Annotated in this window: 10 protein-coding genes; 7 read left to right on the top strand and 3 right to left on the bottom strand. The window is 64.1% G+C overall.

The features are described 5' to 3' along the window. Positions 1 to 194 precede the first annotated feature (194 nt). Entirely contained in the window at positions 195 to 1,409 is a 1,215-nt protein-coding gene (locus PSAL_RS08915) for an NAD-dependent epimerase/dehydratase family protein (RefSeq protein ID WP_196941836.1), read from the bottom strand. Between the two features lie 332 nt (positions 1,410 to 1,741). On the opposite strand from PSAL_RS08915, the gene PSAL_RS08910 reads away from it, so the two are divergent. Then, positions 1,742 to 2,386 (top strand): GntR family transcriptional regulator, encoded by a 645-nt coding sequence (locus PSAL_RS08910; RefSeq protein ID WP_196222777.1) that lies wholly within the window; start codon positions 1,742 to 1,744, stop codon positions 2,384 to 2,386. A gap of 743 nt (positions 2,387 to 3,129) precedes the next feature. On the opposite strand, the gene PSAL_RS08905 is transcribed toward PSAL_RS08910, so the two are convergent. After that, on the bottom strand, positions 3,130 to 4,041 hold the full coding sequence (locus PSAL_RS08905; RefSeq protein ID WP_196941835.1) for a LysR family transcriptional regulator: 912 nt from the start codon (positions 4,039 to 4,041) through the stop codon (positions 3,130 to 3,132). A gap of 114 nt (positions 4,042 to 4,155) precedes the next feature. On the opposite strand from PSAL_RS08905, the gene PSAL_RS08900 reads away from it, so the two are divergent. The 3 genes from PSAL_RS08900 to PSAL_RS08890 all read left to right on the top strand — a co-directional run bounded on the left by PSAL_RS08900 (position 4,156) and on the right by PSAL_RS08890 (position 7,276). After that, on the top strand, positions 4,156 to 4,563 hold the full coding sequence (locus PSAL_RS08900) for a RidA family protein (RefSeq protein ID WP_119839066.1): 408 nt from the start codon (positions 4,156 to 4,158) through the stop codon (positions 4,561 to 4,563). A 269-nt stretch (positions 4,564 to 4,832) separates the two neighbouring features. Next, positions 4,833 to 6,446, top strand: a complete 1,614-nt coding sequence (locus tag PSAL_RS08895; RefSeq protein ID WP_119839065.1) for a glucan biosynthesis protein — start codon at positions 4,833 to 4,835, stop codon at positions 6,444 to 6,446. Between the two features lie 287 nt (positions 6,447 to 6,733). Further along, a complete protein-coding gene (locus tag PSAL_RS08890; RefSeq protein WP_119839064.1) occupies positions 6,734 to 7,276 on the top strand; it encodes a CHAP domain-containing protein in 543 nt (180 codons plus the stop codon). 178 nt (positions 7,277 to 7,454) lie between these two features. On the opposite strand, the gene PSAL_RS08885 is transcribed toward PSAL_RS08890, so the two are convergent. Further along, on the bottom strand, positions 7,455 to 9,875 hold the full coding sequence (locus tag PSAL_RS08885) for a helix-turn-helix transcriptional regulator (protein WP_119839063.1): 2,421 nt from the start codon (positions 9,873 to 9,875) through the stop codon (positions 7,455 to 7,457). 112 nt (positions 9,876 to 9,987) lie between these two features. Between PSAL_RS08885 and PSAL_RS08880 the strand changes: the two genes are divergently transcribed. The 3 genes from PSAL_RS08880 to PSAL_RS08870 are packed head-to-tail and all read left to right on the top strand — an operon-like array spanning position 9,988 to position 13,548. After that, positions 9,988 to 11,016: an ABC transporter permease gene (locus PSAL_RS08880; RefSeq protein WP_119839062.1), complete on the top strand. Its 1,029-nt coding sequence runs from the start codon at positions 9,988 to 9,990 to the stop codon at positions 11,014 to 11,016. Then, the gene (locus PSAL_RS08875; RefSeq protein ID WP_119839061.1) at positions 11,016 to 11,900 is read left to right on the top strand and encodes an ABC transporter permease; all 885 of its coding nucleotides are present in this window, start codon (positions 11,016 to 11,018) and stop codon (positions 11,898 to 11,900) included. Before PSAL_RS08880 ends, PSAL_RS08875 begins: the two co-directional genes overlap by 1 nt. Position 11,901: 1 nt before the next feature. Then, entirely contained in the window at positions 11,902 to 13,548 is a 1,647-nt protein-coding gene (locus tag PSAL_RS08870; RefSeq protein ID WP_119839060.1) for an ATP-binding cassette domain-containing protein, read from the top strand. Positions 13,549 to 13,555 lie beyond the last annotated feature (7 nt).

Raw genomic sequence — 13,555 nt, 5'->3', positions numbered from 1 at the left:
AAGGAGAGGCCAGAAGGAGAGGCCAGATGGAGAGGGACCAGAGGGCCGGGAGGAGACCGGCAGGGCAGGCATGTGGCCAGACCCCGGAGCCGGGATCTGGCATCTGCATTTCAGGCGGTGCGCGCGCGGGATCTTGCGGTCAGGCCCGGATGCGGGCCCGATCCTGTGGCGATCCCATGGCGACCCGAGGACGCTCAGGCGGCGTTGTGGATGGCCTCTTCGGCGGTGACGACACCGGGACGCTGGTTCTGGGTCCAGGTCGACAGGCAGGGGATCATGTCCATACGGCAGCGATCCGCGTATTTCCGCGAGATCTCCAGCGTTTCGCCCAGCAGGCCCTGCTCCAGGGTGATCGGGTCGAGGCCGAGGTCGATGAAGGAGCGGTTCGAGACGCGCAGGTCGTTCTCTGCGGCTTCGTTGCGCGGGTTGTCGACCATGGCGACGGTGGCACCGGTGACGCGGGCCACCATGTGGGCCAGATCACGGACGCGGTGGGTCTCGGTCATCTGGTTGCGGATCTCGACGCGCGAGCCGGCTTCGGGCGGGTTGGCCACGGCCAGGGCGACGCATTGCACGGTGTCCTGGATGTTGATGAAGGCGCGGGTCTGGCCGCCGGTGCCATGCACCGTCAGCGGGTGACCGACAGCGGCCTGCATCAGGAAGCGGTTCAGCACGGTGCCGTAGTCGCCGTCATAGTCGAAGCGGTTCACCAGACGCTCGTCCATCCGGGTCTCTTCGGTCTGGGTGCCCCAGACGATGCCCTGGTGCAGGTCGGTGATGCGCAGCTTGTCGTTCTTGGCGTAGAACTGGAACAGCAGCTGATCCATCGACTTGGTCATGTGGTAGACGCTGCCCGGGTTGGTCGGGTAGAGGATCGAGCGCTTGAAGATCTCGCGGTTGTCGCCGGGCACATAGACGTCGAGATAGCCTTCCGGGATCTCCAGGCCGTCGCCGTCATAGCCGTAGACGCCCATGGTGCCGAGGTGGACGATATGCGCGTCCAGGCCCAGCTCGGTGGTGGCGACCAGCAGGTTGTGGGTGGCGTTGATGTTGTTGTTGACGGTGTAGATCTTGCCGGCGGCGTCCTTCATGGAATAGGGCGCGGCGCGTTGTTCGGCGAACTGGATGATGGTGTCGGGACGCAGCTCGGCCAGCAGGGCGTGCAGGGCGTCGAAGTCGGATACGTCGACCTTGTGGAAGGCGATGTCCTTGCCGGAGACCTCTTTCCAGGCTGCGACGCGCTCTTCTGCCGAGGCGATCGGGGTCAGGCTGTCGGCGCCAAGCGCGACGTCGATGTCCCGGCGCGACAGGTTGTCGGCGATGGTGACGCGATGGCCCTGGGCCGAGAGGTGCAGAGCCGTCGGCCAACCGCAGAAACCGTCGCCGCCGAGTACGAGGATGTTGTTCATGTTCGTATCCTTTGGGCCGGGACAGGTCCGACCATCAAACCAAGTTACCTTAAGCCTGATCGGGGGAGGCGCGGCGGATGTCGCTGCGCTGTCCGGGTCCCTCAGGCAATTGCGTCCAGCTTTGGTTGGTTAACAACCTGTATACTGGTGTTGGCGGTTTAGCGCCAAGTCGGACCGGCTGTCAAACCCCTACAAACATGGTTACTCCTTTGCTCCAAAGCCTATCCGAAGGGGTAGGTCGGCCCTTTGGACGGATAGTCGGGGGGCAGTGGGCTTGTCCGGAAATCAGGTCGCCTGTATACCGCTATACGCGAAACATGGGAGATCGGCATATGCCCTTAGAGACCGCCACACATCAATCCATCCTGGATGCGCTGCGCATGCGGATCTGCCTGACGCCGCCCACGGAGAGCTTTGCGCTGTTCGAAAGCAAGCTGGCGCAGGAGTTCGGATTGTCGCGGACTCCGGTCCGTCAGGTCGTCCAGCAGCTGGTCCGCGAAGGGCTGGTGGAAGTGAAGCCCAGCATCGGGGCGGAGGTTGTGCGCCTTGCCGAGGATTCGCGTCAAAGCTGCCTGGCGCTCTACCGGGACTTCATGCTGATCGCGGCGCGGCACTGCGACGGCATCCCCCTGCAAGCCAGAACCCGGATCGAGCTGAGCGGCGTCGTGGCCGTTCTGAACGGCGCCGGAGACAAGACGGCGGACGACTACGTCAGGTTGACTACCGGCGTTCACATGGCGATCGTCGAGGACGTCCCCGACCAGGTCATCCGCGCCGCCGGAACGGCCGCCTTCTGGCGCGTGATGCGCTGGCGCGCGCATGATATCCGCACGGATCCCCAAGCCCACTGGGCCCTGTTCACCTCCAGCATGCAGGCCCTGAGCATCGCCGCCGAAGGACAGGCCCTCTCAACCCTCATCGAACGCATCGCAGGCCTCACCGACAGACACATCTGGAGCGGGAACAAGGCCGCCTGAAAAGACGCCCCCCGACAACGGGAAGGACGGGGGGCAAAAACGGCCGTCGGCGGATCTGTCCAAGGTTTCGAAACGCCAGTTGTGCAATGCCCTGGGAGAACCCGCGCTGTTCGCCGACGGAAATCGCAACGGCGCGCCGGCCTGTCTGGTCGAGCAGGCGGTCAACGCGGCGCTGGACCAAAGCTTTGGCGAGGCCGGGGCCCTGTTGCTGGCGCGTTTCGGAGAAATCACGCTGTCAGACAGACCTCGCCACGGATGTCGTCGCGCGCCACGCTGCGCGGTCCAACCGGAAAGAGCCCTGAATGATTTTAGATGTCTTCGTCATCGCGGGAAGCTGCGCGGGCATGGTGGCCGCCCTGCAACTTTAGCGTGTACGAAGGTCCGTTCCAGTTTCTTATGCGAGGGGCGTGCATGCCTGTGGTGACCTGGCCTTGGCGGGTCGGAAACCTCACCGCTCTCTTGTCGGCCCGCAGATGCACCTGTGACAAAGGCAGGCACAAGCAAGCATGCCTTTCCTCAGGATACCGCCGGTTACGCGGCCCTGATGGTCTGCGAAGGGGTGCCTGCCGATCCTGTCGCCGCAAGAAGACCGGGCCCTTCCGGCAGAGGCCTGTTGTGCCGGCATCCAGCTTTTCCATGACGCGTTCACTTTCAGGGGGGGCGGCTATCGGCGGTGGGAAGCTTGCCGGGCAGCCTTGTCCATGCATGGCGATCTGCCCCTGCCCCTGCCCCTGCCAAGGTCCTCAGTCCGCTAGGTCGGCTGCGAGCATGTCGACGAAATGACGGACCTTTCCATCCAGCAATCGCTTGTGCGGATAAAGCGCCACGATCTCGACCGATCCCGCGTCGTGGTCAGGCAGGACGCGCCGTAACTGGCCTGCGTCAAGGTCACCATGAACGACACTGGTCGGCAACAGGGCCACACCCAGTCCGGACAGGGCGGCCTCCCGCAGGGCTTCGCCGGAATCCAGCCGCAGACGGGATCGCCCCGTGACACGCACCCAGGTGCCGTCGCTTTCCTGCACCTTCCAGGTCAGTCGCCTGGTCTGACTGGTGTGGATCAGCAGGTCGTGGCGGCTGAGGTGTTCGACACGGGTCGGGGCCTCGGTCCGGTCCAGATATTCAGGACTGGCGCATAGCACCAATGGTTCCTTTCGCAGCGTCCGGCAGATCAGCCCCGGGTTCGGGGTGCTGACCCTGATCCGGATGGCAAGGTCCGCCCCATCCGACACCATATCCGTGATCCGGTCCGACAGGCTCATCTCGACCTGCACCTGCGGCCATTGTTTCAGGAATCGGCCCACAATCGGCAATATCAACCGTCGCCCCAGGGCATCGGGCGCGCTGATGCGCAGCTCTCCGCGCGGATCACCGCCACCCGTCGTGATGTCGCTGCCGACAGCCTCGAGTGCCCCGCGCAAGGTCAGGGCGTGGGCGAGAACCCGGCGCCCGTCTTCCGTCAGGCTCAGGGTTCGGGTGGTGCGGTTCAACAGGCGGGCGCCGCAATGCGACTCGAGCCGCGCGATGGCCTTGCCGGCGGCCGAGCGCGACAGGCCGAGGCTACGGCCCGCCGCAACAAAGCTTCCGGCCTCGACCACGGCGAGGAAGGTCAGCATTTCATCAACCTGCGTTCCGGACAGGGCAGGGCGGTTCATTGGTGCCTGTGGGTCGTCATGGTGGTGAACTCCATTCGTCGAACACGTCCTTAGATAGGGGGCCTGAGGCGACATTCATCTCCAATCGCCCGTGTTCAGAAAAGGAAAACAAGAATGGACGTTCCCGTTACCCGTCAGAACCCGATCACACTGCCCGATGCCGGTCTTGTGGGCTATTCCCAGATTTCGGTGGTTTGCCCGGGGCGGTTGGCCTTTGTGTCCGGGCAGGTTGCCTGGCAGCGCGACGGCGGCGCGGTCTCTGCTGACCTGGCAGAGCAAACCCGGGTCGTCATCGAAAATCTGTCACATGCGCTGGATGCGCTGCAGGCCGGACCGGCGCAGATTGTGCAGATGCGTATCTACATGACCGATCTGCGCGCGGAAACGCAGGGGGTGGTCATGGCGCAACTTGGCGCATTCCTGGCCGGTGCGCAGCCCAGCCTGACCGGCATCGGCGTCAGTGCGCTGGCATCCCCGGACCTGCAGCTTGAGATCGAGATGGTCGTGAGCGTTCCGGGATGACAGATGTAGCCCCCCAAGGACCTCCCCGAGGGCAAGCGGGGCAAATCCGAAGCCTGTGCTTCAGGCGACCGGGAAATTCGGTCGGAAATGGACCTCCCAAGATGTGTGCAACAAAGCCGTTTGGACGACTGAAATGTGCGGAACAGGCGCCGCCGTCAGCGGTATTTCGTAGCGATCAGCATGCTTTTGCCGACTGCGAGATGGGAAATTGGCATTCCTATCCGTTACGGTCATCTTCCTCTGGAAAGAGAAACGCTGGAGATGTCTGGATGACGAAGACGCACCTGAACCGACGTGAAACGCTTGCCTCCGCTCTTGGGGCGGGCGCTTTCTTTCTGCTACCTGAAGTGGCCCGTGCGCAGCAGGCGGAACAATCCGGTGGCATTGATCTCGGTCAGCCTAAGCCGTTCTCCTTTGATCAGCTTCGAAATACCGCAAAGGGGCTTGCCGGCGAACCCTATACGCCGATGCGCGTCGCTGACCGGGAGGTGCTCGATCAAATCGATTATGACCGGCACAATCAGATTTCATTTCTGCAGGATCACGCGCTTTGGAATGAAGAAGGATCTTCCCCCGTCCAGTTTTTCTTTCCCGGAATGTATTTCCCGGAGCCCGTGCATATTTATGCATTGAACGATGGCATGGCGCGTGAAGTGCCTTTCTCGGTCGATTATTTCCAGATCCCTGAGGCAAACCCGGCCCGGGCGCTGGACCAAACCGAAGGGTTTGCCGGGTTTCGCGTGCAGGACAAGCCCGGCGGGGACGATTGGATGGCCTTCCTGGGCGCGTCATATTGGCGAACTTCCGGATATTCGGGGCAGTTCGGCCTGTCGGCGCGTGGTCTGGCGCTTGATACCGCGATTGCGGACGGGCCGGAGGAGTTTCCGCGCTTCACCCGGTTCTGGCTAGAGCAAGGCGAGGGCGGCGCGCTGACCGCCTATGCGCTTCTGGAAAGTCCGCGGGCCACCGGTGCATACAAGATCGCCTCGGTGCAGACCGAAAAGGGGGCGTCACAGGATGTCGAAGCCCATATCTTCCTGCGCGACAATGTCGAACGTCTAGGGGTTGCACCGCTCACCTCGATGTACTGGTTCGGGAAACCAGACGCCCATTCGGCGCCTGACTGGCGTCCTGAAGTCCACGATAGTGATGGGCTCGAAATCCACACGGCCAATGGCGAACGGATCTGGCGTCCACTCAATAATCCGCCGCGCCCCATGGCGAACAGTTTTCATGCACCGAGCCTCAAGGGTTTCGGCTTGATGCAGCGCGAACGCGATTTTGAAAACTACCAGGACGATGGCGTATTTTACGAAAAGCGCGCCTCCGCCTGGATTGAACCGATCGGTGATTGGGGCGATGGTTCTGTTTCCCTGATAGAACTGTCCACGAATGATGAAATCCATGACAACATTGTTGCAATGTGGACCCCGGCAGAGGCGGCCACGCAGGGCAACGCCTATACCTTCAACTATCGGCTGACGTGGTTCGAAGATGCGCCGGTGACACCCAATGCCGCGCGGTTTACCTCTACCCGTATCGGCGCGGGCGGCGTCCCTGGTCAGCCGCGCCCGGAAGGGGTTGTCAAGATCGTCTGCGACTTCGACAATCTTGGTTTCGAGGATCTGAAGCGTGATCCCACGATCAAACCCGTCGTGACAGCGTCGCGCGGAACAATCGCAAACCTCGCAGCCTATGACGTTGTGGACGAAACCTATTGGCGGGCCATGTTCGATCTGGATTTTTCCGACGTTGCCGAAGATGACGACACGCCGATTGATCTGCGCATGTATGTCGAAGCCAACGGCAAGGCGGGAACAGAGACCTGGATGATGCAGCTCTTTCCCTCCCAATTGCGTAGCTTGTTGGGTACCCAGTCGTAAGAAGCGCCCAGACGCGCCCTTGCTTGATACCCCGCGCCGTACCCCACGTTTGGGGATTTGAACCTCTCAAGATGCCTCGTGCCGCGGGCCGTCGCCGACGAGGGAAATCAGGCTTTCCTCAGCAAACCTCTGTGCATCTGCCTGGCATCCGGGAAGCGCCGCGAAAGCGGGCGGCGGAAATCTGCCGTTCACCAACAACGCACTTTGAATTTACCATGAAGTCTCCGATGGTCTGCTTGGGCCGCTCGGGACAGGGGCCTGTTTGCAACCTGGACTAGAGAGATCGAATGAGCGTGAAACACGCCCGTGCGACCTGGCTGAAACTGCCATTCGTCTGCGCACTCCTTCTGACCGCTGCGGCCTGTTCGCAAACGACCATGGATTCCCCTGACGGCCTTGATCCGGACCGTGCGGCATTCGCCTTTGCCCAGGTGCATGACCTCCAGGCTGCTGGTCGCCGGGTCTGGTGCGTGCCCTTCGCGCGAAATATCAGCGGTATCGATATCTACGGTGATGCCCGTACCTGGTGGTCGCAGGCCCGTGGTCGGTTCCCGCAATCCCAGACGCCGAAAGTCGGCGCAGTGATGGCCTTCAAGGCGACCAACAAGATGCCTCTGGGCCATGTCGCTGTCGTCTCCAGCATCAAGTCGAGCCGCGAAATCCGGGTCGATCATGCCAATTGGGAGCGCAACAAGATTTCGGTCGCCATGGATGTGATCGATGTGTCCGAAAAGAACGACTGGTCCAAGGTGCGTCTCGAAAGCACTCCGAACCAGTACGGCAGCGTCTATCCGGCGCAAGGTTTCATCCTGCCCAGCACCGGCAAGTAATCTGAGGGCCCTCGCGCAGTTGGCTCCAGGATGTGCCCTGTGGCCCGCGGGAACGTGGGGGTCGCCCGGTGACCCTTGCCGCAGTTGCCCTTTGTGCTTCCCCAACGGCTGCGAAGGTGGCGTCTGATTGGTGCGGTCGGCCGGCCGTGACGATGACATTGCCAAGGCCACCCCGTCATCAAAGCCACCCCAACGCATGCGCCGTCTTTATCGCCTCGGCGCGTTTGCTTGCGCCAAGCTTGGCATAGAGGCGCGACAGGTGAAACTTCACGGTCGGTTCCGCGATGTGCAGCATTTGCGCGATCCGCTTGTTGGGGTGTCCGCCGGCGATCAGGTGCAGCAACTGCGCCTCGCGTTCGGTCAGCCCGCCGGCGCGCGCCTTGGCATTGGGCGAGGAAATGGAGCCGGTATAGATCGTCAGCGTGGCCCGGATGTCCGGCCGTGTCTCCAGGTGATTGCGAATCCGGGCTTCGCGCAGCAGCGGCGCAAGAAAGATCCGCTGTTCCGACAGCACCCCAAAGCAGCCCAGCCGTGAAGCCGAGGTGAAGGCGGCCTGCAGGTGGGTGCGCGCCGCTGCCGTATCGCGGCGCTTTCGGGCCAGATGAGCCCGCCAGATCTTGAGGGCAATCGCCTCGCGCAGGGTGATCTTCGGGTTGCTTTCCAGCGCGTCGATCTGCCGGTCCACCAGCGGCCCGGGGGCGGGATGCTGCACGCTGCAGCGCAGGCGGGCCATGGCCAGACCGATGTCGTCGCGGTCCGCCAGGCGATACAGCCCGTCCGGCGTCATCTCCTCGGCCGGGGTGTTGCGGGCGGTGCCAAGGGCCTGAAGGGTGACCTCGGCCTCGCTGATCCGGCCTTCGTTCTGATAGGCGGTGGCGGTACGGATCTGGATCGTGGGCAGCAGGTTCATCCGTTCGGCCACATGCAGCCAGAGACCGTCGAGGAACCCGGGCCGTATGCTGGCCGGGTATTGGTCCATCACCACCTGAGAGGCATACCGGATGGCAAAGTGAAACAGGCTTGGCCAGATCTCGGCCCTTGCGAAGTCGTTGAATTCATCCTGCAGGAAGGTGACCAGGCGTTGCGGCTGGCCTTCTTCATAGGCCAGGGCGGCCTCGATGAGGCGCAGCATCCGGTATTCCTGCGCGACCGGATGGGTGACGCGCTCCAGCCCCGAGCGCGCATCCCGGGCCGCCGGACGGGCCAGACGGGCGTCGCCATTGGTCAGGTGCAGCACGGCAAGATGCAGGTGGATGAAGAATTCCAGCAGCGGGTGCCCGCCCATCTTGCGAAAGTAGATCAGCGCCCGGGCGGCGGCGGCTTCTGCGGCGCGAAAGTTGCGGCGCCGGACCTCGAATTCCAGCAGGGCGTTGTAGAAGGCGGCCCACTTCTGTTCGTCGCCCACAGGGTAATCGGCCATGAATTCGCCAAGGCGCTGCATCATGGCATCCGACGGCATCATGTCTTCGCTGATCATCATGTTCAGCCGAAACCGCCGCGCCGCAAAGCTGAAGCGCGCGCCACGTGACAGCACCTTGAGCGGGTCGAGGTAGTCCGAGCCGAGGTGCTTGACCACCAGATGCCGGACCCGCTGGAATTCTCCCTGCTTCATCAGCGTGCGGGTGATGGCAAACAGGACCGTCTCGTTGGTGGCGATGATCTCCTGTGAAAAGCGCAGCACGGCATGGCTGAACCCTTCGAGGTTGGTGTCGTAGATCAACTCCAGCCCGCGGGACCGCTCCAGCACCTGCGCGGCATGGGATTCATGCCCGTGATCCAGCAGCAGTTCCATGGCCGCCAAGGGGCGCTGCGCGGCCTCCAGCGCACGGGCGACCTCGGTCACCGCGCCGGAGTTGGTGAACCCCTCAAGCCGCGCCGCCACCGCACGGCGCAGGGCCGCGAACAGGTCGGACTGCGGATCCGGCGCCGCAAGGACAAAGGGGGGCAGGGCATCGCACCAGTCCTGGGCGGGGTCCTGACGCGGGTCGGGCTCCGGGGCCTCCAGCCAGAGCGACAGCCGGGTCGTCGGGCCGGGCGAAAGCTGGGCCAGGAAGGTTTCGCTGACGTAACTGGTGGCCAGGTCCGTGTCCGTGTCGGGGGTGGGGCCAGCGGTGGGGGCGCGCATGGCCGCAAGCGGCAGGAAGGCCGGCCAGCCCGCATACTCCCGGCACAGACGGCGGGTAACAGCGGCGGGCAGGCGCGTGCCGATCTCTGCGGCGCTCAGGCCAAGGGCATCGGCATCGACCGTCCCCGAGCCGCCGTGCAGGATGCGCCGCGCCAGCCCGGTGATCTTCTGCGCCGGGCGGTGGGCGATCACCAGATGCTCGACCGTCTCGGCGACCTGCGCGGACAGGCGCGCCGTGCGGGCCGATCCCGGCACGTCCCAGAACAGCCAGCCGTCCTGTACGTCGCTGAGGCGCGGGTGGTGCAGGTCGCAGACCGTGACTCCGGCCCGCTCTGCGGCCTGATGCATCAGCACCGACTTGCCGGCCCCGGCGGGCGCGCGCAGGAAGACCGTGCTGCCGGGCGCGGCGCGCAGGATCCGGTCAACCAGAAGGGGGCGCCCAAGGGGGCGAAGAAGCGCGGGGGGAGAAGTCATGAAAAAACCTATACCATTTTTCAAAAAACCTATCCCATACCCAAATTGTCGAGCCCCCGGGGATGCGGATTAATCTGTTGCAAAGCGACCAACCTCGAAGGGTTTCCAGCCAATGCAGCAAAATCCGTTTCTTGCAATCCTGACGCGGCTTGGCACGTTCCTGCTGGTCATGATCGTGCTGTCGATCATGATCTTCGTGCTGGCACGCGTGGTTCCGGGCGATCCGGCGCGTATGGCCCTGGGGCCGACTGCGACGCCGGAACAGGTGGGCGCCCTGCGCACCCAGATGGGCCTCGATCAGTCCCTGGGGGTGCAGTACCTGTCCTACATGAGCGGTGCCATCCGCGGCGACCTCGGCATGTCCCTGATGTCGCAGCGCCCGGTGACGGCGGACCTGGGCCAGACGGTCCCCGCCACGGTCGAGCTGGTGCTGGTGGCGGTGATCATCATGTTCGCCGTGGCCATCCCGCTGGGGGTCATGACGGCGCATTTCCGTGATGGCTGGGTCGATCACGTCGGGCGGCTGGTGTCGCTGATCGGCGTGACGATCCCCAGCTTCCTCTTTGCCATCTCGCTGCAACTGGTGGCCGCGCGTCACTTCGGCGACTGGCCGATCATCGGGCGGATGGACCACGCCTTGCAGTTTTCGGGCGGGCCGACGGGGCTGATGCTGGTGGATTCGCTGCTGGCCGGGCGGTTCGACGTCTTTGTCAGTGCGCTTCAGCACCTGGCGCTGCCTGCCATTGCTTTGGCGATGGCCGGGATCGGGCAGATCACCCGCATCACACGCTCTGCCATGCTGGAGAACCGCCGCAAGGACCACGTCCTGACCCTGCAAAGCTTCGGCGTGCCCGAACGGGTGATCATCTTCCGCTACCTGCTGAAGCTGTCGTCGATCGCGCCGCTGACGATCATGGGGCTCGAGTTCGCCTCGCTGATCGGCAATGCCTTCGTGATCGAGATGGTCTTTTCCTGGGGTGGGTTCGCCTCTTACGGGCTGAACGCGATCCTGCAGAAGGACCTGAACGCGGTCACGGCCGTGGTGCTGGTTTCCGGCCTGTTCTTCATCGCCGCCAACCTGGTGGTCGACATCCTGATCTCGATCCTTGATCCCCGCATGCGCCGAAAGGAGGCCAGCTGATGTCCGAGATTAACATGGCTCTGGACGGAGCCAACAAGGAGCTGAGCGCCGGCTACATGACCTGGTACCGCTTCAGCCGCAACCCGGCGGCGGTGATCGGCAGCCTGATCGTCCTGTCCGCGATCCTTTTCGCGATCCTTGCCCCCTTTGTCACCCCGCACCCGCAGGATGTCGGCGCCGTGGTCAACTTTCGCGCCCGCCACCTGCCGCCCGATGCGACCCATTGGTTCGGCACCGACAAGGTCGGCCGCGACATCTTTTCCCGGGCGGTCTTCGGGCTGCGGGTCTCTCTTTTGCTGGTCCTCGGGGTGCTGGGCATCTCGGTGCCCGTGGGGACGGTGCTGGGCCTGATCGCGGGCTATTTCGGCGGCTGGACCGAGCGGCTGATCACCGGGCTGACCAACGTGATGCTGGCCATGCCGCCGCTGGTCATGGCGCTGGCCGTCTCCAACCTGCTGGAGCCGACGCTGGCCAACGCGATGATCGCCATCACCCTGCTGTGGTGGACCTGGCACGCCCGGCTGATCTACGCGGTGTCGAAATCCATCGCCTCGGAAGACTACATCGAAGCGGCCCGCATCGCGGGCGCCGGACCGATGCACATCCTGTTCCGCGAGATCCTGCCCAATTGCGTTTCGGTGATTTCCGTCAAGACGACGCTGGACGCTGCCTTCGTGATCCTGTTCGGCGCGACGCTCAGCTTCCTTGGTTTCGGGGTCAAGCCGCCGACGCCGGACCTTGGTTCGATGGTGGCCGACGGGCGCCAGTTCATGCCGGATTTCTGGTGGGAGGTGCTCTGCCCCGGGGGCGTGATCTTCTACGTGACGCTTGGGTTCAACCTGCTGGGCGACGGTCTGCGCGACGTCTTCGATATGGAGGGCTGAGATGAATACTCCGCTTCTGAAAGTCGCAGGGCTGGATGTTCTGTTCACCGCTTACGGGCGCACCAACCAGGTGCTGCGCGACATCTCCTTCACGGTCGGTGCCGGCGAACGGGTCTCGCTGATCGGGGAAACCGGGTCGGGCAAGTCCGTCACCGCCAAGGCCATTCTGGGCACGCTGCCGCGCAATGCCACGGTCAGCGCCGGGCGGGTCGAGGTCGAGGGCCGCGATGTGCTGCAAATGTCGCGCGGAGCGCGCGACGCGCTGAAGGGCACGGCCTTTTCGCTGATCATGCAGGACCCCCTGTCGTCCTTCAATCCGGTGTTCAAGATCGGCACGCACCTTGACGACGTGCTGCGTTTCGCGGACCGCCGCAACGGTGTGAACGACAGCCGGTCGCGGCGCCACGACCGGATCGCCGCCGTGTTGCGGCGGGTCCAGCTGGCCGACCCCGAGCGGGTGATGAACGCCTATCCGTCCGAACTGTCGGGCGGCATGCGCCAGCGCGTGCTGATCGGCCTCGCGCTGCTGCACCAGCCCAAGCTGCTGATCGCGGACGAACCGGGCACCGCGCTGGACGTGACCACCCAGGACGAGATCCTGAACCTGATCAACACCCTTGTCGCGGAAGAGGGCATGGCGCTGCTGATGATCACCCATAACCTCGGGGTGGTGCGCAAGGTGTCGGACCGGGTGGTGGTGATGCGCCATGGCGATATCGTCGAAACCGGGCCCGTGGACACGATCCTGAAGGCGCCCGAGCACGCCTATACCAAGGGCCTGCTGGAGGCGGTGCCGCCGCTTTACGGCCCGCGCGTTCAGACGCAGCAGGTCAGCGCCGCGGCGCCCATCGTCACCGCCAGCGGGCTGGACAAGTCGTTCGGCCGCCGGGGCAAGCGCTTTGCCGCGGTGCGCGATGTCTCGATCACCCTGCGCGAGGGCGAGATCTTTGGCCTGGCGGGTGAATCCGGGTCCGGCAAGACCACCGTGGCGCGGATGATGATGGGGCTGTCGCAACCCACCGCCGGCACCGTCACGCAGGACGGGACCCCCATTGCCGGGCGGCCGCTGGCACAGATCGTCTACCAGAACCCGGGCACCTCGCTGAACCCCAAGCGGACGGTCAAGCAGACCCTGTCGCTGCCGCTGAAACACGCCGGGCTGACAGGTGACGCCCGCGCGGCGCGGATGGCAGAGCTGATGGGTCTGGTACGCCTGCCAGAATCCTACCTTGCGAAGTATCCGCACGAGCTTTCGGGCGGTCAGAAGCAGCGTGTCGCCATTGCCCGCGCGTTGGCCGCGGATCCGAAGGTGCTGATCCTGGACGAGCCGACGGCGGCGCTGGACGTCTCGGTGCAGAAGACGGTGATCGACCTTCTGCTGCAGCTGCGCCGCGACCTTGGCCTGACCTATTTCATGATCTCGCACGACCTGTCGCTGATGCGCAATTTCTGCTCGCGGCTGGCGATCATGCTGCGCGGCGAGATTGTCGAGGAAGGCGCCACGCCGGACGTCTTTGCCGATCCGCAACATCCCTATACCCGCGCGCTGATCTCGGCGATCCCGGTCGTTACCGACGACGAGGACCGCCTGAAGCCCGCAGTCAGCCAGGAAGAGCGCGCCGCTTTCCTGGTGCAAACAACCGATTGATGAAGGA

This window comes from Pseudooceanicola algae (assembly GCF_003590145.2).
GTDB classification, from domain to species: Bacteria; Pseudomonadota; Alphaproteobacteria; order Rhodobacterales; family Rhodobacteraceae; genus Pseudooceanicola; species Pseudooceanicola algae.
This window is presented reverse-complemented; position numbering and strand designations above follow the sequence as displayed.

Coding starts and splice junctions, on each gene's coding strand:
- PSAL_RS08910 (WP_196222777.1), top strand. CDS start 1,742: ATGCCCTTAGAGACCGCCACACATCAATCCATCCTGGATGCGCTGCGC.
- PSAL_RS08900 (WP_119839066.1), top strand. CDS start 4,156: ATGGACGTTCCCGTTACCCGTCAGAACCCGATCACACTGCCCGATGCC.
- PSAL_RS08885 (WP_119839063.1), bottom strand. CDS start 9,875: ATGACTTCTCCCCCCGCGCTTCTTCGCCCCCTTGGGCGCCCCCTTCTG.
- PSAL_RS08875 (WP_119839061.1), top strand. CDS start 11,016: ATGTCCGAGATTAACATGGCTCTGGACGGAGCCAACAAGGAGCTGAGC.
- PSAL_RS08880 (WP_119839062.1), top strand. CDS start 9,988: ATGCAGCAAAATCCGTTTCTTGCAATCCTGACGCGGCTTGGCACGTTC.
- PSAL_RS08870 (WP_119839060.1), top strand. CDS start 11,902: ATGAATACTCCGCTTCTGAAAGTCGCAGGGCTGGATGTTCTGTTCACC.
- PSAL_RS08895 (WP_119839065.1), top strand. CDS start 4,833: ATGACGAAGACGCACCTGAACCGACGTGAAACGCTTGCCTCCGCTCTT.
- PSAL_RS08915 (WP_196941836.1), bottom strand. CDS start 1,409: ATGAACAACATCCTCGTACTCGGCGGCGACGGTTTCTGCGGTTGGCCG.
- PSAL_RS08905 (WP_196941835.1), bottom strand. CDS start 4,041: ATGAACCGCCCTGCCCTGTCCGGAACGCAGGTTGATGAAATGCTGACC.
- PSAL_RS08890 (WP_119839064.1), top strand. CDS start 6,734: ATGAGCGTGAAACACGCCCGTGCGACCTGGCTGAAACTGCCATTCGTC.